Annotated in this window: 13 protein-coding genes; 7 read left to right on the top strand and 6 right to left on the bottom strand. The window is 66.4% G+C overall.

From position 1 onward, the window contains the following. The first annotated feature begins 60 nt into the window (after positions 1-60). The 3 genes from QFZ41_RS04180 (at position 61) to QFZ41_RS04170 (ending at position 6,947) form a co-directional block, all read left to right on the top strand. Positions 61-4,980: an NAD-glutamate dehydrogenase gene (locus QFZ41_RS04180; protein ID WP_429197593.1), complete on the top strand. Its 4,920-nt coding sequence runs from the start codon at positions 61-63 to the stop codon at positions 4,978-4,980. Between the two features lie 217 nt (positions 4,981-5,197). Then, positions 5,198-5,956 carry an NAD kinase gene (locus tag QFZ41_RS04175; protein WP_426287170.1) on the top strand — a complete coding sequence of 253 codons (759 nt, stop codon included), beginning with the start codon at positions 5,198-5,200 and terminating at the stop codon, positions 5,954-5,956. Positions 5,957-6,011: 55 nt separating this feature from the next. Continuing rightward, positions 6,012-6,947: a 5'-nucleotidase gene (locus QFZ41_RS04170; RefSeq protein WP_371022261.1), complete on the top strand. Its 936-nt coding sequence runs from the start codon at positions 6,012-6,014 to the stop codon at positions 6,945-6,947. A 182-nt stretch (positions 6,948-7,129) separates the two neighbouring features. Here QFZ41_RS04170 and QFZ41_RS04165 read toward each other — a convergent pair whose 3' ends face one another. After that, the gene (locus QFZ41_RS04165) at positions 7,130-8,005 is read right to left on the bottom strand and encodes a DMT family transporter (protein WP_429197592.1); all 876 of its coding nucleotides are present in this window, start codon (positions 8,003-8,005) and stop codon (positions 7,130-7,132) included. Between the two features lie 157 nt (positions 8,006-8,162). Here QFZ41_RS04165 and QFZ41_RS04160 point away from each other — a divergent pair, with 157 nt between their 5' ends. The 4 genes from QFZ41_RS04160 to QFZ41_RS04145 are packed head-to-tail and all read left to right on the top strand — an operon-like array spanning position 8,163 to position 12,816. Next, positions 8,163-9,332: an acyl-CoA dehydrogenase family protein gene (locus QFZ41_RS04160; protein WP_429197591.1), complete on the top strand. Its 1,170-nt coding sequence runs from the start codon at positions 8,163-8,165 to the stop codon at positions 9,330-9,332. A gap of 7 nt (positions 9,333-9,339) precedes the next feature. Then, on the top strand, positions 9,340-9,876 hold the full coding sequence (locus QFZ41_RS04155) for a GNAT family N-acetyltransferase (RefSeq protein ID WP_429197590.1): 537 nt from the start codon (positions 9,340-9,342) through the stop codon (positions 9,874-9,876). 26 nt (positions 9,877-9,902) lie between these two features. Further along, positions 9,903-10,526 carry a glutathione S-transferase family protein gene (locus QFZ41_RS04150; protein ID WP_429197589.1) on the top strand — a complete coding sequence of 208 codons (624 nt, stop codon included), beginning with the start codon at positions 9,903-9,905 and terminating at the stop codon, positions 10,524-10,526. A gap of 25 nt (positions 10,527-10,551) precedes the next feature. Then, positions 10,552-12,816, top strand: coding sequence for a thiamine pyrophosphate-dependent enzyme (locus tag QFZ41_RS04145; RefSeq protein ID WP_429197588.1), 2,265 nt, complete (start codon positions 10,552-10,554; stop codon positions 12,814-12,816). A gap of 246 nt (positions 12,817-13,062) precedes the next feature. Here QFZ41_RS04145 and QFZ41_RS04140 read toward each other — a convergent pair whose 3' ends face one another. The 5 genes from QFZ41_RS04140 to QFZ41_RS04120 all read right to left on the bottom strand — a co-directional run bounded on the left by QFZ41_RS04140 (position 13,063) and on the right by QFZ41_RS04120 (position 20,157). After that, positions 13,063-14,790, bottom strand: coding sequence for a sensor domain-containing diguanylate cyclase (locus QFZ41_RS04140; RefSeq protein ID WP_429197587.1), 1,728 nt, complete (start codon positions 14,788-14,790; stop codon positions 13,063-13,065). A gap of 274 nt (positions 14,791-15,064) precedes the next feature. After that, the gene (gene ppk1 / locus QFZ41_RS04135) at positions 15,065-17,224 is read right to left on the bottom strand and encodes a polyphosphate kinase 1 (RefSeq protein ID WP_429197586.1); all 2,160 of its coding nucleotides are present in this window, start codon (positions 17,222-17,224) and stop codon (positions 15,065-15,067) included. A gap of 100 nt (positions 17,225-17,324) precedes the next feature. Continuing rightward, positions 17,325-18,344, bottom strand: coding sequence for a UDP-N-acetylmuramate dehydrogenase (gene murB / locus QFZ41_RS04130; RefSeq protein WP_429200179.1), 1,020 nt, complete (start codon positions 18,342-18,344; stop codon positions 17,325-17,327). Positions 18,345-18,361: 17 nt separating this feature from the next. Continuing rightward, complete coding sequence (locus tag QFZ41_RS04125; protein WP_429197585.1) at positions 18,362-19,390, bottom strand: quinone-dependent dihydroorotate dehydrogenase; 1,029 nt, start codon at positions 19,388-19,390, stop codon at positions 18,362-18,364. Next, positions 19,390-20,157, bottom strand: coding sequence for a class I SAM-dependent methyltransferase (locus tag QFZ41_RS04120; RefSeq protein ID WP_429197584.1), 768 nt, complete (start codon positions 20,155-20,157; stop codon positions 19,390-19,392). The genes QFZ41_RS04125 and QFZ41_RS04120 overlap by 1 nt, the downstream gene beginning before the upstream one ends.

Genomic DNA, 20,157 nt, shown 5'->3' with positions numbered 1-20,157 from the left:
GACATCGGTGAGAGCTATGCTTTCACGGATTTTCCGACTCCCCACATCGACAATCCGCCCATGAATGCGATTCGCGCTGCCGAAAACGGCCCGTTCCATGCCGTTGTCTTCGATGAACTGAAAAAGCTGGACCACCCCGCGGAGCGCCTCGACGAGGCGCGCTTTTTTATCGAGGCCTTCTTCGACCGGATCGCCCCCGCCGACCACGCCTTGCATGCGCCGGCACGCTGGGCCGCGCTGATCGCCGACCTGCTGGCCTTCGCCCGTGAGCGTCCGCCCGGCAAGGCCAAGGTCAGGGTCTACAACCCCGGCGTGTCCGGCAGTCGTGCCGTGGTCGAGGTCGTCACCGACGACATGCCCTTCCTGGTCGACACGGTGTCCATGGTGGCCGCCGCGCACGCCGACATCCACGCGATCATCCACCCGGTGGTGCCCGTGGTGCGTTCGCCGGCCGGCCTGCTCGAATCGATGGGGGCGGGGGAGAAGACCGAGTCGATCATGCGTTTCGAGATCGACCGCATCGACGACACCGAACTCGACACCCTCAGGGCGAACGTCGAGACCGCGCTGTCCGATGTCCGCGAGGCCGTGGACGACTGGCGCGCGATGCGCGGGAAGATGGTCCAGATCGCCGACGAACTCGGCCAGCGCTCGCTGCCGTACACCGCCGAGGAGATCCGCGAGGCGAGCGAGTTCCTGCGCTGGGTCGCCGACGACCATTTCACCTTCATGGGTTACCGCGAGTATGAAGTGTCGGCCGATGCGGGCGACGAGGTGCTGAAGACCGTCGAAGGGTCGGGGCTGGGCATCCTGCGCGCAGCGGAGCGTTCGCTCGCGCCGCGTTCGTTGCGCACCCTGGTCGCCAGCGAGTTGCCACGCTCGGGCTCCACGGACGCGATCATCCTGACCAAGACCAACGCCCGGTCCCCCATGCATCGCGCGGGTTACATGGATTACGTCGGCGTCCTCAAGTTCGACGACAAGGGCCGGCCCGTCGCGGAGCAGCGCTTCCTCGGCCTGTTCTCGTCCAACGCGTACATGGCTCATCCGCAGCACGTGCCGCTGGTGCGCGAGAAGTGCGAGGCGGTGATGAACCGCTCGGGGCTCAAGCGCGATTCGCATTCGGGCAAGGCCCTGCGCCACATCCTCGACACGCTGCCGCGCGAAGAACTGTTCCAGTGCAGCACCGACGAACTCTACGCCCTCTCGATGGGCTTGCTCGAACTGGCCCAGCGCACGCGCACGCGCCTGTTCATCCGCCGCGACAGCTACGGCCGGTTCTTCTCCTGCCTTGTCTACATTCCGCGCGACCGCTTCAACACGTCCGTGCGCGAGCGCGTGGAAAACGTGCTGCGCGACGCCTTCCACGGCGAGCACGTCGATTCCGCGGTGCTGATGGGCGAAGCCGCCCTGGTGCGCCTGCACGTCGTGGTCCGTCCGCGCATCGGCGACCATCCCGTGTACGACGCGGCGGGCATCGAAGCGCAGATCGTCTCGATCGCGCGCAACTGGTACGACGAACTGCGTGACCGGCTCATCGAAACCTCGGGCGAGCAGCAGGGCATCATCCTTGCCAATCGCTACGGCAAGAGCTTGCCCGCCGGCTACGTCGACGAAGTATCGCCCCAGGTCGCCGCCGCCGACGTGCGCGCGCTGGCCGGCCTCGATGGCCCCGATGCCATCAGCATGTCGTTCTACCACCCGCCGCACCGGCCGGAGGAACTGCGCTTCAAGGTCTACCGTTCCGGTTCCGACATCGCCCTTTCCGAGGTGCTGCCGCAGTTGGAGAACCTCGGCCTGCGCGTGCTCACCGAGCACATGTACGAAGTGAAGCAGGCGGACGGCTTGCTCTACATCCAGGATTTCGAGGTGCAGCCGGTCGGCCGCCTCGCCTTCGAGGTGGAGCAGGTCGGCGCGATCTTCGAAGACGCTTTCGAGCAGATCTGGCGTGGCAACGCGGAAAACGACGGCTTCAACCGCCTCGTCCTCGGTGCCAAGCTCGGCTGGCGCCAGGTGGCCGTGTTGCGCAGCTATTGCAAGTACCTGTTGCAGACGGGCGTTGCGTTCTCCCAGGCGTACATGGAAGACGCGCTCAACCGTTATCCCGCCATCGCCGGCCTGATCGTAGAGTTGTTCAACGTGCGCTTCGATCCTCGCCGGGAAAGTCTCGGCGGTGCCGAACGCGAACGTGCGGAAAGCCTGCTTTCCCACGAAATGCATGCGCTGATGGACCCGGACACGCTCGCCGCGCAGCCCGGGCTCATCGGCAACCTCGTCGCTTCGCTCAGCCGCCCGCGCGCCGAACAGATGACAGCGGTGGAAGAGGCGATCAACGCGCTGCTCGACAACGTGTCGAGCCTCGACGAAGACCGCATCCTGCGCAGCTTCATTTCGCTCGTGCACGCCACGCTGCGCACGAATTTCTTCCAGGCCTGGGACGGCGCGTTCCGTCCTTACATCAGCTTCAAATTCGATTCGCACAAGGTGCCGGACCTGGCCAAGCCGGTGCCGTTCCGCGAGATCTTCGTCTATGCACCGCGCGTGGAAGGCATCCACCTGCGCTTCGGTTCCGTCGCCCGCGGCGGCCTGCGCTGGTCCGATCGCCGCGAGGATTTCCGTACCGAGGTGCTCGGCCTGGTCAAGGCGCAGATGGTGAAGAACACCGTCATCGTGCCGGTGGGCTCGAAGGGTGGCTTCTTCGTGAAGCGGCCGCCGACGGGCGGTGATCGCGATGCGCAGCTTGCCGAGGGCATCGCCTGCTATCGCATGTTCATCAACGGACTGCTCGACATCACCGACAACCTCGTCGAGGGCAAGGTGGTGCCGCCACACGATGTCGTGCGCCACGACGACGACGACCCGTACCTGGTGGTCGCGGCCGACAAGGGCACCGCGACGTTCTCCGACATCGCCAACGCGATTTCCAGCGAGCACGGCTTCTGGCTGGACGACGCCTTCGCCTCGGGCGGATCGAACGGTTACGACCACAAGGGCATGGGCATCACGGCCAAGGGTGCCTGGGAATCGGTAAAGCGTCATTTCCGCGCGCTGGGCCGCGATTGCCAGACCGGGGAATTCACCGTGGTCGGCGTGGGCGACATGTCCGGCGACGTCTTCGGCAACGGCATGCTGCTGTCGGAGAAGATCCGCCTGCTGGCCGCTTTCGACCATCGCCACATCTTCCTCGATCCGAACCCGGACGCGGCGAAGTCGTTCGCCGAGCGCCAGCGCATGTTCGCCTTGCCGCGCTCTTCGTGGGACGACTACGACAAGTCGCTGATCTCGGCGGGTGGCGGCGTTTACCCGCGCAGTGCCAAATCGATCCCCGTGTCACCGGAGGTCCGTGCCGCGCTGGGCATTCGTTCCGACGCCACGCACATGGCGCCGACCGATCTGCTTTCGGCGATCCTCAAGGCGCCGGTCGACCTGCTCTGGAACGGCGGTATCGGTACCTACGTCAAAGCCACCAGCGAAACGCATGCCGATGTCGGCGATCGTGCCAACAACGCCCTGCGCGTCAACGGTAGCGAGCTGCGTTGCAAGATCGTGGGCGAGGGCGGCAACCTGGGCATGACCCAGAAGGGCCGCATCGAAGCCGCGCAGTCCGGGGTGCTGTTGAATACGGACTTCATCGACAATTCGGCCGGCGTGGACACCTCCGATCACGAGGTGAACATCAAGATCCTGCTGAACGACGCCGTGCAGCGCGGCGAGCTGAGCTTCGAGGGCCGCAACAAGCAGCTGGCCGAGATGACCGATGAGGTCGCCCGCCTTGTCCTGTGGGACAACTACCGGCAGAACCAGGCGATCACCGTGATGGAGCACCAGTCGGTGCGCCGCCTCGGCTCGATGGCCCACTTCATCAGCACGCTGGAAGCCGAAGGCATGCTCGACCGCCAGGTCGAATCGCTGCCGACGGCCGCCGAACTGGCGGAGCGCAAGCAGCGTGGCCAGGGCCTCACCCGGCCTGAACTGTCGGTGCTGCTGTCCTACGACAAGATCCGCCTGTTCCAGCAGCTGCTGGATTCCGACGTGCCGGAAGACCCGTACCTCTCGCGCGAGCTGGTCCGTTACTTCCCCGTGCCGCTGCACGAGAAGTACGCCGAGCACATGCAGCGCCATCGCCTGAAGCGCGAGATCATCGCCACGGCGGTCACCAACTCGACGATCAACCGCATGGGCGCGACGTTCATGATGCGCATGCAGGAGGATACCGGTCACGGCCCGGCCTCCATCGCGAAGGCCTATACGGCGGCGCGCGAGATCCTCGATGCCCGCGACCTGTGGGCTGAGATCGAGGCGCTGGACGGCAAGGTCGCGGAAGACACGCAGATCGACGCCATCCTGCATATCTGGTCGTTGCTGCGCCATCTCACCCGTTGGCTGCTGAACCGGCCGGGTGGTTCGCTCGACATCGCGGCGAACGTCGACCGTTACGCGAGCGAGGTCACCACGTTGCGCAAGGCCTTGCCGGATGCCCTCACCGATACGGGTCGCGGCGACTTCGCCGCCAGCCAGGAAAAATGGGAAGGCCTCGGCGTGCCGAACGAGCTGTCGATCCGCCTGGCCCGGGTGCCAGTGCTGCGTGCTGCTCTTGACATGGTCGAGGTGTCGAAGCAGAGCGGCAAGGACATCGCGAGCGTCGCCAAGGTGTTCTACGAACTGGCCGAGGCGCTCGACCTGGAATGGCTGCGTGGCCAGATCGAGGCCCTGCCCGTGGAAGGTGCGTGGCATGCGCAGGCACGTGGCTCGCTGTTGGACGAACTCAACGCCCAGCATCGCGCGCTGGCCTTGCAGGTGCTCGGCGTCGCCGGCGACCGTACGGACGTCAGCCCGGTCAAGGCGTGGCTGGAGCGCGACGACGCCACGCTGAAGTACACCCGGGCGATGCTGGCGGAGATCCTCACCCAGAACGCGGATTATCCGATCGCCTCGGTTGCCGTCCGCCGTCTGGCGCAGCTGGCGCAGATTCCGGTCTGAGGCGAGATCCATCGCCGACAGGGTCGGCTCCCACATGGTCCCCCTGACCCTGGTGGGAGCCGATCCGGATTGCCTGGTGGGGCCGGTCCGGATGGCTGGTGGGAGCCGACCCTGTCGGCGATACCCGTTGGCGAATACCTCCCGTCATCGCACCGGCCTATCCGACCGGCAGTCTTAAGGACTAAGCTCCCGGCTGGATCCATCAAGCCATCCTTATATGCGCCTAGCCTTCGTCGCCAGCGAAACCGAAGTCGCCCAACGCGCCCGCGCGGCGCTTGTCGCTCGTTACAAGGGTGTCGAGCCCGGCGACGCCGACATCATCGTGTCGCTCGGTGGCGACGGCTTCATGCTGCGTACCTTGCACGCGCACCGTACGCTCGGCGTGCCGTTCTACGGCATGAAGCTGGGCCGGCTGGGTTTTCTGATGAACCAGCACGAGGTCGACAACCTTCCGGAGCGGATCGAAAAAGCCCACCCGGCCGTGCTGCACCCCCTGGAGATGCACAGCATCTGCTGCGATGGCGTGGAGCATCGTGCCTTGGCCTTCAACGAAGTGGCCCTGCTGCGGCAGACCAATCAGGCCGCGCATCTGCAGGTCAGTCTCAACGGTGAGGTGAAGCTCGAGGAACTGGTATGCGACGGCATCCTCGTCTGCACGCCCGCCGGGTCCACCGCCTATAATCTGTCCGCCCACGGTCCCATCCTGCCCCTGGACGCGAACGTGCTGGCGCTCACCCCGATCAGCCCGTTCCGGCCGCGCCGCTGGCGGGGCGCGATCCTGCCGCATGCCACCCGGGTCGGCTTCGCCACGCGGGACCCGAACAAGCGCCCGATCAGCGCCACGGCCGACTTCCACGAGGTGCGCGACGTGCGCAGCGTGGAGATCAAGCAGTCGCGGCGAAACGCGGTACGACTGTTGTTCGATCCGGAACACAATTTGCAGCAGCGCATCCTCGACGAGCAGTTCGCGCCGTAGGTTTGGCGCCCTGGGTGCATTAGGATGGGACCCGGAACGCCGGATACTCATGCTCATGACGACCCACGACGATACGCAGAACGCTCACGACGCATCCTCCGTGCGCGACAACCGCCTGGTCGTCGCGATTTCCTCGCGGGCGCTGTTCGACATGGAGGACAGCCACGATCTGTTCGAGCGCGAAGGCCTGGATGCCTACCGGGCCTTCCAGATCGAGCACGAGGACGACCTGCTGAAGCCGGGCGTCGCGTTTCCCCTGGTGCAGAAGCTGCTTGGCCTCAATGCGCTGTCCGGCGATGTGCCGCCCGTCGAGGTGATCCTGCTTTCGCGTAATTCCGGCGACACCGGGCTGCGCATCTTCAACGCGATCCAGCACTACAAGCTCGGCATATCGCGTGCGGCGTTCACCAGTGGCGCACCGACGTCGGACTATATCGCACCATTTCGCGCGGACCTGTTCCTCTCCGCCAACGCCGAGGACGTGGGCCGCGCGTTGCGTGCCGGCGTGGCGGCGGCCACGATCCTCCCTTCGACCGCACCCCAGCGATCCAGCGAGCAACTGCGCATCGCCTTCGACGGCGACGCGGTGATCTTCGGCGACGAAGGCGAGCGCGTGTCGAAGGAGCAGGGCCTCGAGGCCTTCCATCTCAATGAATCCGAGCGCTGGGCCGAGCCACTCTCCGGCGGTCCGTTCCGCGGGTTTCTCGCGGCGCTGCACCGGTTGCAGGCGGCGTTCCCCGCGGAAACCTCGCCCATCCGCACGGCACTCGTCACCGCTCGCTCCGCCCCGGCCCACAAGCGCGTGATTCTCACGCTGCGCCGCTGGGGCGTGCGCATCGACGAGGCGCTATTCCTCGGCGGCCGCGACAAGGGGCCGTTCCTCGAAGCCTTCGGCGCTGACATCTTCTTCGACGATTCCCCGGCCAACGTGGAATCGGCCAGGCGTCATGTGGCGACCGGGCATGTGCCGCACGGGGTCAGCAACACCTAGCGGGACCAGCAATACCTGGCATTGTGGGAGCCGCTTCAGCGGCGATGGGGGCTGGCCGCTGTCTAGCCGGCTGCCGCCGGATCGCCGACAAGGTCGGCTCCCACCAGTCCGCGAGAGGCCGGGCCCCCACCGGTCCGCGAGAAGTCGGTGGGAGCCGACCCTGTCGGCGATTCCAGTCCGCCTCAGACGATATTCGTCCAGCGCCACCAGTCGGTCTTCTTCTCTTCGCGCACGAAGGTGAACAGGCCCGCGCCCAGGATCATCACGATGCCGACCAGCATCGGCCAGTCGAGGTGATCGTGGAACAGCAGGTAGCCGAACAGGATGGCCCACAGCATCTGGCTGTACTGGGTCGGCGCCACGCGGTTGGCCGGCGCGTTCTGCGTGGCGAGCATCAACAGGACCGCACCGGCCGCCGCCAGCAGGCCGTACCCCAGCACGAGGAACCACTGGTGCGCGTTCGGCCAGACGAAGTGCGGCAACATCATGATGAAGCCGGCGATCATCGGGCCGATCACGCCGGCGCCGTACAACGTGATGCGCTTTTCGGTCGCGCCGGCCATGCGCAGGGCGATGATGGACAAGGCGCCGGTGATCCCGCAGATGATCGCCGCGACGTGCCCGGTGCCCAGGTGGCGGAATCCCGGCCTCAACACGACCAGCACGCCGAGGAAGCCCACGATCACCGCCGACCAGCGCCGCCAGCCCACGTGCTCGCGCAGGAAGACCACCGAAAGGATGGTCACGAAAATGGGCAGCAGGAAGATCAGTGAGAAAGCCTCGGCCATCGGCAGGGCGGTGAAGGCCATCACCGCGGTCACGTTGCCGATGGCGCCCGCCATGGCGCGCAGCAGCCACAGGCCAGGCATCTTCGATATGACGATTTCGCTCCAGCGGTCGCCCGGTTTTTTCAGGAAGGGGAACGCGGCCATCGCCAGTACGGCGCCGAAGAACACGGCCTCGTAGGCGGGGAGACTGCCTTCCAGCGACTTGACGAAGGCGTCGCTCCACGCATAGGCGGCGTAACAGGCGAAACCGAGCAGCACACCTTTGAACATGACGGTCCATCAGGGAGCGGGCAGGGTGGACATTATGGCGCCTGATGCGTCGAGATTCCGGCAACCGGCCCGGACGATTGCTGCGGCCCGCCATGACCACGCCATCGGCCATGGCTACAATCACGGGCTTTCCGGCTGCCCACGCAAGAGTCCCCGTATGGCCCACCGTCTCGACCCGCTCGACCTCTACGATGTCCGTTCGCTGCTCACCGACGAGGAGCGCATGGTTCAGGACACCGTCGGCCGCTTCGTCGACGAGAAGGTGCTTCCGATCATCGGCGACTGCTTCGACCAGGGCCGGTTCCCCGCCGAGCTGGTTCCGGAGATCGCGTCGCTGGGCCTCCTGGGCGCGACGCTGCCCGAGGAATACGGCTGCGCCGGCATGAACGGGGTGAGCTACGGCCTGATCTGCCAGGAACTGGAGCGCGGCGATTCCGGCCTGCGCAGCTTCGCCTCCGTGCAGAGCTCGCTGTGCATGTACCCGATCTTCGCCTACGGTTCCGAAGACCAGAAGCGCGAGTACCTGCCGCGGATGGCCGCGGGCGAGGTCATCGGCTGTTTCGGCCTGACCGAGCCGCACGGTGGTTCCGATCCGGCCAACATGAAGACGGTCGCGCGCAAGGATGGCGGCGACTGGGTGATCAACGGGGCCAAGATGTGGATCACCAATGGCAACCTCGCCCACATCGCGATCGTCTGGGCGCAGACCGACGAAGGTATCCAGGGCTTCATCGTTCCCACGGACACCAAGGGCTTCGCCGCGCAGGAAGTGCACAAGAAGATGAGCCTGCGCGCCTCGGTCACGTCGGGCCTGTTCTTCGACGACGTGCGCGTGCCGGACAGCGCGCGGCTGCCCAACGTGAAGGGCCTCAAGGGGCCGCTGGGTTGCCTCAACCAGGCGCGCTACGGCATCACCTGGGGACCGATCGGGGCCGCGCAGGCCTGCCTGAAGGAAGTGCTCGACTACACGGCGCAGCGCGTGCTGTTCAATCGTCCGCTGGCGGCGAACCAGGCGGTACAGATCCGCGTGGCCGACATGGCGCGGCGGATCACGACGGCGCAGTTGCTTTCCCTCCAGCTGGGCCGCCTGAAGGACGCCGGCCGCCTGCAGCCCACCCAGGTGTCGCTGGCGAAGTGGAACAACGTGCGCATGGCCCTGGACATCGCCCGGGATTGCCGCGACATCCTCGGCGGCGCGGGCATCACCACCGAGCATTCCGCGATACGCCATGCGCTGAACCTGGAATCGGTCATCACGTACGAGGGTACCGAGACCGTCCACCAGCTGGTGGTCGGCCGCGAACTCACCGGTATCAACGCGTTCTGACGCCCGCATGCACGGGCCCGTCATCGAAACCGACCGGTTGATCCTCCGGCCCCCGGCGGCGGAGGACTTCGACGCCTGGGCCGTGTGCATGGCCGATCCGGACGTCAGCCGGTTCCTCGGCGGTCCACAGCCGCGCGCTATCGCCTGGCGCAATTTCATGACGATGGCCGGCTGCTGGAGCATCGACGGCTTCGGCATGTTCTCGGTGATCGAACGCGCCAGCGGCCGTTGGATGGGACGCCTCGGCCCCTGGCAGCCGGAAGGTTGGCCCGGCCACGAGATCGGCTGGGCCTTGCTGCGCGAGACCTGGGGCAAGGGATATGCGACGGAAGGCGCTGCCGCCTCGATGGACTGGGCATTCGCCAACCTCGGCTGGAGCCAGGTGATCCACTCGATCAGCCCACAGAACCTCGCCTCGATCGGTGTCGCGAAGAAGCTCGGTTCCACCTGGCAAGGACCGGGTGCCTTGCCGCCACCGTTCGAGGACGACATCGTCGATCTATGGGGGCAGACCCGCGAACAGTGGATCGCCCGCCGTCGTTGATTCCTTCCCTGGCCAAAGGACGTCCCTTGAACCGTTCCGACTCTCCCGTGCCCACCGTCTACGGTCTGCGTTCATCGGGCAATTGCTACAAGCTGCAACACCTGCTGGATACGCTCGGCCGCCCCTACCGCTGGATCGAGACCGATAGCACCGCCGGCGCTACGCGTACGGCGGAGTTCCTCACGTTGAACCCGAACGGCAAGGTGCCCCTGCTCGTGCTGGAAGACGGCCGCCGTCTCGCCGAATCCAACGCCATCCTCTGCTATCTCGCCGAGGGCACGCCCTTCCTGCCACCGGACCCATGGGAGCGTGCGCGCACGCTGCAATGGATGTTCTTCGAGCAGTACAGCCACGAGCCTTACGTGGCCGTGGCGCGCTTCATCTGCAAGTGGCTGCCGGAAGATCACCCTCGTCGCGCGGAGTTGCCGCAGCTGCTCGATCGCGGTGCGCGGGCGCTGGACGTGATGGAAGACCATCTCGCCAATGAATCGTTTTTCAGCGGAGGCGGCTTCGGCGTCGCCGATATCGCGCTGTTCGCCTATACGCATTGCGCCGCCGACGGTGGCTTCGACCTTTCCCGTTGGCCGAACGTCACCGGTTGGCTGGCGCGCGTTCGTGCGCAGCCCGGTTTCTCGCCGATGCACGCCTGATCCTCACTTTCCCGAGTCTTCCCCAATGTCCGTCCCGCAACCCATCGCCGCCCGCCACAAGGGCTTCAACCGCGCCGAGATCGTCGACCATAACTTTGTCGAGTTCGTGCAGTCGTGGCAAGGCGACACCGCCCGTGCGCCTCGCGACGACGAGCCGGTGCTACCCGGCAGCGCGCTGGATGTACGTGGTTTCCGCGAGTTGCTCGAGTCGCAACTGATCAGTCGCCACCTCGACCTGATGGCGCGCGTGTTGCGCGTGCAGAACAAGGTGTTCTACACGATCGGCTCGTCGGGGCACGAAGGCAACGCGATGATCGCGCGGCTCACGCGGCATACCGACCCTGCGTTCCTGCATTACCGTAGCGGCGGCTTCATGGCCGAACGCTTCCGCAAGCTCCCCGGCATGGATCCGGTGATGGACTCTGCCTTGTCCTTCGCCGCGAGCAGCGAAGACCCCGCATCCGGTGGCCGTCACAAGGTATGGGGAAGCAAGCCGTTGTGGGTGTTGCCGCAGACCTCGACCATCGCGTCGCATCTGCCCAAGGCGCTCGGGACGGCCATCGCGATCGAGCAGGCGAAGCGTATAGGACACGTCTTGCCGGTGCCCGACGATGCGATCGCCATCTGTTCGTTCGGCGACGCCTCGTCCAACCATGCCACCGCGCAAACGGCGTTCAATGCGGCGGCGTGGACGGCCTACCAGAAGCTGCCCGCGCCCGTGCTTTTCGTGTGCGAGGACAACGGCATCGGCATTTCGGTGAAGACACCGAACGACTGGGTCGCCAACAACTTCCGCCACCGTGCGGCCCTCGACTATTTCTATGCCGACGGCCTCGACCTCGCCGCTGGATACGCGGATGTCGAGCGCGCCGTCGCCCATTGCCGCGACACGCGCCGCCCCACCTTCCTCCACCTGGGCACGACCCGCATCATGGGCCACGCCGGAACCGACTTCGAGATCGAATGGCGTTCGGTGGAAGAGCTGGTGGCGCTGGAAGCGACCGATCCATTGTTGCGCAGCGCGGCCATCGCGCTGGCGTCGGGCCTGTACGATCGCGAGAGCCTGCTCGGGCTCTACGAGGGCATCCGCAAGCGCTGCTTCGAGGCGGCCGACGCGGCGGATCGCACGCCCAAGATACAGAGCCTCGACCACGTGATGGCGCCCCTCGCGCCATACACGCCCGAGGCCGTTCGTGCCGAGGCGGCGCGCATGGCGGAGGGGGCGGAGCGCGAGCGCGTCTTCGGCGGTGCGGACAAGCTCCCGGAGAAACAGCCGCCGCGCCATCTGGCCATCCAGATCGGCCAGGCCCTGCACGACCTCATGGCGAAGTACCCGGAGAGCTTGCTGTTCGGCGAGGACGTGGCGCAGAAGGGTGGCGTGTACACGGTGACGAAGGGCCTGCACAAGACGTTCCGCAACGCACGCGTGTTCAACACCCTGCTCGACGAGACGATGATCCTCGGCCTCGCGCAGGGCTACGCCAACATGGGCATGCTGCCCTTGCCGGAGATCCAGTACCTCGCGTATTTCCACAACGCTTGCGATCAGATCCGCGGTGAAGCGGCCTCGTTGCAGTTCTTCTCCAACGGCCAGTACCGCAACCCGATGCTGATGCGCGTGGCATCGCTGGGCTACCAGCGCGGCTTCGGAGGTCATTTCCACAACGACAACTCGATCGCCGCGTTGCGCGATATTCCCGGGTTCGTGGTCGGTTGCCCCAGTCGCGGTGACGACGCCGCCACGATGCTGCGCACGCTTGCCGCCCTGGCGAAAGTCGACGGCCGGGTCACCGCTTTCCTCGAACCGATCGCGCTGTACATGACCAAGGACCTCTACGAGGCTGGCGATGGCCAGTGGCAGTTCGCGTATCCGGGGCCGGGCGAGGCGATGCCGCTGGGCGAGGGGCGGGTGTACGGGGAAGGCGCGAACGATCTCGTCGTGTTCACCTTCGGCAACGGTGTTCCGATGAGCCTGCGCGCGGCGCGGCGGATCGAGGCGGAACATGGCTGGAAAGTGCGCGTGGTGGATCTGCGCTGGCTCGTGCCGCTCAACGATGCCTTCATCGCCACGCAGGCGAAGGACGCGAAACGCATCCTGGTGGTGGACGAGGGGCGCAAGAGTGCCGGTGTGGGCGAGGGTGTGATCACCGCCATCGTGGAAGCGGGACTGGGGCACGTGCCGCTGCGCCGTGTCGTGGGCGCGGATACGTTCACGCCGCTGGCCGGCGCGGCGTTCCTGGTATTGCCGGGCGACGACGATATCGTGGCCGCGGCGGCCGGGCTGGCCTGAGGCGGTCCCGATCGCCGCTCAAGCGGCTTCCCACCAGGGAAAGGGGCCGGCTAAACATACAAGCTGTCCTGCAGGCCAACAGCAGGAAAGGACGGCAGGGGCTGTTCCTGCAGGCCAACGGCAGGATAGGGTAGGGGCTGTTCCTGCAGGCCAATAACAGGGACAGTTTGGGAGCTGTTTCTGCAGGCCAATAGCGGAGAGGGGCTTATGGTGGGAAGCCGCTTCAGCGGCGATAGCCGACTGGCCTCATTTCACGGCCTTGCTCACGTCGTTGTTCCGGACCAGCACCGGTCCGGCATGCCCGGCGCATATCGCCTGGTTGCGGCCCGCCAGCTTCGCCGCGTACATCGCCTTGTCGGCCCGCTCCACGAGCGATTGCACGGTGTCCGCGGGGGTGCGCATGGCCACGCCGATCGAGACCGTCAGCAGCGAACCGGGCGAGCCCACGTGCACGTCGAGCCGGTGCACGCGCCGGCACAGGCGCGTGGCGACCTGCATGGCGTTCTCTTTCTCGACGCCCTGCAGCAAGGCCACGAATTCCTCGCCACCGTAGCGGCCAAGCAGGTCGGAAGGCCTGAGTTCGTGGCGCAGGGCGGCGGCCACCGCGACGAGGGCACGATCGCCGGCGGCGTGGCCGTGCCGGTCGTTCAGTTCCTTGAAGTGGTCCAGGTCGAAGAACAGCACGGCGATGGGACGTGAAGAACCCTGTTCCAGTACCTCCGTCGCGGCGTCGGTCCAGGCGCGGCGGTTGAGCAGGCCCGTCAACGGGTCGCTGTCGGCGAGCTGGCGGGCACGGTCGCGATCGTGACGAATGGTGAGCGCACGATCGGACAGGCCGATCGACAAAACGATGGCTTCGAAGGCACCCACGGCGATCGCCGCATCGGGCAACCACGGCGCGCCCGCGAACATGCCCTGCTGCTGCGCGCCGCATAGCGCGGTGAGGATGAGTAGCGGCGTCCAGCCCGCGAGGAAGAACCAGGCGTGGCGCGACCCCCGCGCGGCGGCGATGGCTCCCGCCACGAGCAAGAGCAACGCGCCGAGCAACAGCAAGGGTTGCAGCAGCAACTGGGCCATGCCGACCAGCATTCTCACGCCGGAGGCGCGAAGCACGATCAGCAAGGGCATCACCACCGCGAAGGCCAGCACGGGTGTCCGCAGCATGGGCACGTAGTCGTCGACCTTGGCGAAGCGCAGCATGAAGAGGGCCGCGAAGGTCACCGACAGCGCCGTCACGGCGGCGCCCAGGGTATCGGCCATGCCCGCCAGCGACTGCAATTCGAGCGGATGGAAGACGAAGCCCGAACGCAGGCCCTGGATCAGCGCGTAACAGAGCAGGTAAGCCGCGTACCAGCCGAAGGTCATGTCGCGCAGGATGAGCGTGAAGCATAACGCCATCAACGCCATGGTCAGCATCACGGCGAAGCAGCCCGTGGCGAAAACCATCCAGCTGCCGTCGTCCCGGAGGTAGTCCGGCCACGAGTCGATCGAGATCGTCACGGCCCCGGGCGGCTGTGCCGTGGGTTCGAATTTCAGCAGGAGTGGCCGCGATGCCGGAATCGAGGCGGGCACGTTGAAAATCAGCCGGCCATGGCCGTGCAGGGGCGGGCCGAAGTCATCCAGCGAGGTGGTCGCCACGAGGGTGTCGCCATCATAGAGGGACACGGCGCCCATGCCTGGATGGCCGATGCTGAGTACGCGTTCGCCCGTCGTCCAGGGCGGCAGGGTATGCACGATCACCCATGTGCCCGTCGGCGCGTTGGGCAGGATCTGCATTCGTGACGGATCGAAGGCGGGCAGGGGCCGCTGCTCGGCCTCCCGGAGGATGTCGCCCGGCGTGTCTCCCGGGCGCACTTCTCGCCAGTTGGCCGTCACCGTGGTCGCGCCGGCTACCCCGGCCCATAGCAGGCCGCACAGCACCGTCGCCTGGAAGAAGCGATAGATCCACCGGTGCTGGCGGTTGCTGGTGCGCATATACGGCTCCATTCTGCCGTGGTCCAGGGCCGCTGTCGCGTTGGCCGTTGGGCGTATCCGTTGTGGGTGCGCTGGTGGGGAGGAACCGGCAGTTGGGAGCCCCGGCGGTTGAGAAGCCCTGGTGGGAGCCGACCTTGTCGGCGATCCCGCGGCAGCGGGCCGGGGTGAGGCAAGCACCCATCGCCGACAGGGTCGGCTCCCACCAAAGGCCGGTTCCCACCGGGGTGGGTTTGCCACCCTGGGCTGTTTCCGGGAGCGGTTTCCGGGAGCGGCTTCAGCTGGGCTGGGGTGCCGCCATGCCGCCGAAGCGTTCCAGCAGCTGGGTCTGCGCGTCGCGGGCCGGTTGGCCGGGGGACGGTTGAAGGAGGGCATAGGTCCCATCGGGCTGCTGGACCCAGGCCGAGTGGTTGTCGGCGAGATAGAACTCCAGTTCCCGGCGCACCCGCTGGCGCAATTTTTTGCCTTCGATGGGGAAGCAGGTCTCGACACGGCGGTCCAGGTTGCGTTCCATCAGGTCCGCGCTCGCCAGGTAGAGGTCCGGCTCGCCGTCGTTATGGAACCAGTACACGCGGCTGTGCTCGAGGAACCGCCCCACGACGGAGCGTACCCGGATGTTCTGCGAAACGCCGGGAATGCCCGCGCGCAGGCAGCACATGCCGCGCACGATCAGCTCGATCTTCACGCCCGCCTGGCTGGCACGGTAGAGCGCACGGATCAGCTTAGGGTCGGTGATCGCGTTGATCTTGCAGACGATCTCGGCCTTCTTGCCCGCGGCGGCATGCGTGGCCTCCCGGGCGATCAGGTCGAGCAGGCCCTTCTTGAGCGTGAACGGCGCATAGAGCATGCGCTTCATCTTCAACGCCTTGCCCATGCCCGTAAGCAGGCGGAACAGGCGATGCACGTCGTCGCAAAGTGCCTCGTCGGACGTGAGCAGGCTGTAGTCGGTGTAGAGCCGCGCATTGCCGGAGTGATAGTTGCCGGTGCCGAGATGGGCATAGCTCACGAGCTTGCCGTTCTCGCGGCGTTGCACCAGCATCAGCTTCGCGTGCGTCTTCACGCCCACCACGCCGTAGGTGACCACGGCACCCGCCTGCTGCAGGCGGGAGGCAAGGGTCAGATTGGATTCTTCGTCGAAACGCGCGCGCAGTTCGACTACGGCGGTGACTTCCTTGCCCGAACGCGCGGCCTCCACCAGCGCATCCACGATCTCCGAGTTGGCGCCACTGCGATAGAGCGTCTGCTTGATCGTCAGCACCTGCGGATCCTTCGCCGCCTGGCGCAGGAAATCGACCACGGGAGAGAACGATTCGAACGGGTGGTGGAGCAGGATGTCCTGCTTGCCGATCACCGAGAACATGTCTTCCGCGTCGGCCAGCGCCTTCGGCAAGGCGGGTACGAACACGGGGAATTGCAGGCGCGCGTAGGCCGGTTGCAAGGTCATCTCGAACAGGCGCGCGAGGTTCACCGGGCCGTTCACCTCGTAGAGCGAATCGGTGTCCAGCGAGTACTGCTTGAGCAGGTAATCCACCAGCGGCTTGGGACAATTGTCCGCCACCTCCAGGCGTACGGCGTCACCGTAGCGGCGCGAGAACAGTTCGCCGCGCAACGTGCGCGCGAGGTCTTCCACGTCTTCCGGATCGATGGTCAGGTCCGCATTGCGGGTAAGACGGAACTGGTAGGAGCCCAGCACGCGCATCCCGGGGAAAAGGTCGTCGGCGTGCGCGTGGATGATCGAGGAAAGCAGCACGTAGTTGTCGCCGCCCTCGCAGACTTCCTGGGGCAGGCGGATGAGGCGGGGCAGGATGCGAGGCGCCGGCACGATCGCGAGGCCCGAATCGCGGCCGAAGGCGTCGGTGCCTTCGAGTTGCACGATGAAGTTCAGGCTCTTGTTCACCAGGCGGGGGAACGGATGCGTGGGGTCCAGGCCGATCGGCGTGACCAGCGGCGCCACCTCGTGACGGAAGTAACGGCGCACCCAGAGCTTCTGCTTGTGTGTCCATTGGTTGCGGCGGACGATGCGGATGCCTTCGTCGGCCAGCGCGGGGAGGATCTTCTCGTTGAGGATCGCGTATTGCCGCTCGATCTGGCGGTGCGCCACTTCCGAGATCTCGGCCAGCACGCGGCGCGGAGGGATGCCGTCGGCGCCGATCACCTCGTGGTCGAACGCGATCTGCTGCTTCAGGCCCGCCACGCGGATCTCGAAGAACTCGTCCATGTTCGACGAGAAGATCAGCAGGAACTTCAGCCGTTCGATGAGCGGCTTGGATTCGTCCAGCGCCTGGTCGAGCACGCGGATGTTGAACTGCAACTGCGACAGTTCGCGGTGGACGTAAAGGCTCGAGTCGTTGAGGTCGACCTCCGGGATGTCCGCGGGCGGTACCGTCCGGGCGGTAGCGGTCTTCGCGGGGGCGATCGACTCGTTGGGCGGTGTCATCGTGTCCAGGGTGGCGTCCTCGTCGCGGATCGCGACGCCCTCATGGTACGCCGCCTGCGCGAGGGTATGACGGAGCTCTTACATCCCGATGACACGCGGCTCAGACGACCAGCGGTTCGGGTTCCAGTGTCACGCCGAACATGGACTCGACTCCTGCGATCACTTTCTGCGCGAAGGCCCACAACTGCGGACCCGTGGCCTTGCCGTGATTCACCAGCACCAGCGCGTGGCGGTTCGACATGCCAGCGTCACCATCGCGCTCACCCTTGAAGCCGGCGGCCTCGATGAGCCAGCCTGCGGAGATCTTCGCGGTGCCGCCGGCGTGTGGCCATACGGGCAACCCGGGGTGGGCGAGTGCGAGCGCTTCGGCCTTCGCCGCGCCGACGATCGGGTTCTTGAAGAAGCTGCCGGCGTTTCCGATCACCGCCGGATCGGGCAGCTTGCGCGACCGCAGGCGCACGACCGCCTCGGCCACGTGATACGGCGTGGCGCGCTCGATGCCCATCTTCGCCACTTCCTCGCGGATGCCCGCGTAGTCGAGCGAGAGCGGGCGTTCACGCGGAAGGGAGAAGGTCACCGCCACGACGATCCACCGGCCCGGTTGCTGCTTGAAGCTGGAATCGCGGTACGAGAAGGCGCATGCGGCCTTGTCGAGCACGACGAACTCGCCGGCGTGCGTGTCCCAGGCTTCCACGGTGTCGATGAATTCCGCGACCTCGACACCATAGGCGCCGATGTTCTGGATGGGAGAGGCGCCGACCGTGCCGGGAATGAGGATCAGGTTTTCCAGGCCCGCGTAGCCCTGGCCGAGCGACCAGCGCACGAAGTCGTCCCAGCGCTCGCCCGCCGCCACGCGGATCAGCACGCGGTCGTCACGCTGGAACGTTTCCACGCCGCGCGTCGCCATGGCCAGCACGGTGCCGTCGAAGTCGCCCTTGATGAGCAGGTTGCTGCCTTCGCCGAGCACGAGCAGCTTGCCCGCCTTCACCGCCGGGTACGCGAGCAACTCGGGGATCTTCGCCGGGTCGCGCACCTCGGCGAGAAGTTTCGCGCGAGCGTCCACGCGCAGCGTGTTGCGGCCGCCGAGCGGTGCATCGCTGGCGAGGCTGAATCCACCCATGTCGACGGGTGCGTTGTTCATGCCGCGAGCCCCCGCCGGCGGATCTCGGCGACGGCCTCGGCGATCAGCCCGGGCCCGCGATAGACCAGGCCGGAATAAACCTGCACCAGCGATGCCCCGGCCTCGATCTTGCCGGCCGCGGTGTCGCCGTCGAGGATGCCGCCCACGCCGACGATCGGCACCTTGCCGCCGAGGCGCGCGTGCATCCCGCGCAGGACCGCGGTGGATTTAGCAAACAGTGGCCGCCCGGAAAGGCCGCCGGTTTCGTGCGCAACGGGATCGCCCGCGACATCGGCGCGGTCGATCGTCGTGTTGGTGCAGATCACGCCGTCGATGCCCGAAGCCAGGAGCACCTCAGCGATGGCATCCAGTTCGTTATCGGACAGGTCGGGCGCGATCTTCAGCAGCATCGGCTTGCGCTCGCCGTGCTGGCTGGCCAGCCGCTCCTGAGCCTCGCGCAGCGTGCCGATGAAGCGGCGCAGGGTCTCCTCTTCCTGGAGGTCGCGCAGGCCTTGCGTGTTCGGCGAGGAGATGTTCACCGTGACATAGCTGGCCAACGGATAGGCCCGCTCGAGACAGAGAAGATAGTCGTCGATGGCCCGCTCGTTCGGGGTGTCCTTGTTCTTGCCGATGTTGATGCCGAGCACGCCGCGATACGAAGACTTCCGCACGTTGCGCAGCAGGGCGTCGATGCCCCCGTTGTTGAAGCCCAGCCGGTTGATGATCGCTTCGTGGCGCGGGAGGCGGAACATGCGCGGCTTGTCGTTACCCGCTTGCGGGCGTGGCGTGACCGTGCCGATCTCGACGAAGCCGAAGCCCAGGGCGGCCAGGCCGTCGAGGTGCTCGCCGTTCTTGTCCAGGCCGGCGGCCAGGCCCACGGGATTGGGAAAGTCGATACCGAACGCACGCACCGGCAGGTTCGCCGGCGGTTTCGCGATCCAGCCCGATAAACCGCTGCGCTGCGCCACGTCGCTGGCGTAGAGGGTCAGGCCATGCGCGGTCTCGGCATCCAGCGCGAACAGCAGGGGGCGGATCAGTTCGTACATCAGGCGTCCGGGTGGCCCGCGAAGACGCGGGTGTCGTAGTCGAAAGCGACCGTGCCGTTTTCCTGCGTCGCGTCGAACAACGAACGCAGGGCGGCCAGCATCGGCTCATGGTTGGGATGGCCGGGCTTGGGCGCGTACGAAGACGACATCAGGCGGCCCAGCAGAGCGTCGTGGTCGAGCTGCTGCCCATGCGGAAACGATGCCATGCCGCGGTAGCCGTGGCCGAACCAGTGCGCCATGGTCTCGTCGTCGGTATACCGTTCGGCGACGCCGAGGTAATCGATCCCGTATTCGTGAAGCAGCCGCTCGTATCCTTCCAGGAAGGGCGTGCCGACCAGGCGGCGACTGTTCCAGAACACGGCGACCAGCCCGCGTGACGGCAGGATGCGCGCGAACTCCGTGCGCACGCGTTCCTTGTCGAACCAATGGAACGCCTGTGCGGCGATGACGAGGTCGACGGAACCCTCCGGAAGGCCCGTAGCCTCGGCCGTGCCGTCCACGGCGTGGAAGCGTCCGTCGCCGCCAAGCCAGCGCTCGGCCGCGGCGCGCATCGCCGCGTTCGGTTCCACGGCGGTCACGCGGTGGCCGGCATCGAGAAACAGTTTGCTCGAGATGCCGGTGCCCGCGCCGACGTCGGCGACGGTCCAGTCGGTGCGGACGCCGAGGCCGTGCAGCCACTCGACCACGGCCGGTGGATAGTCCGGGCGATAGCGGACGTAATCCTCGACGCGGTCGGAAAAACGTTCCGTGGAGCGCAAGTCGGTCAT

The organism is Luteibacter sp. W1I16, assembly GCF_050434905.1.
Taxonomy (GTDB): domain Bacteria; phylum Pseudomonadota; class Gammaproteobacteria; order Xanthomonadales; family Rhodanobacteraceae; genus Luteibacter.
This window is presented reverse-complemented; position numbering and strand designations above follow the sequence as displayed.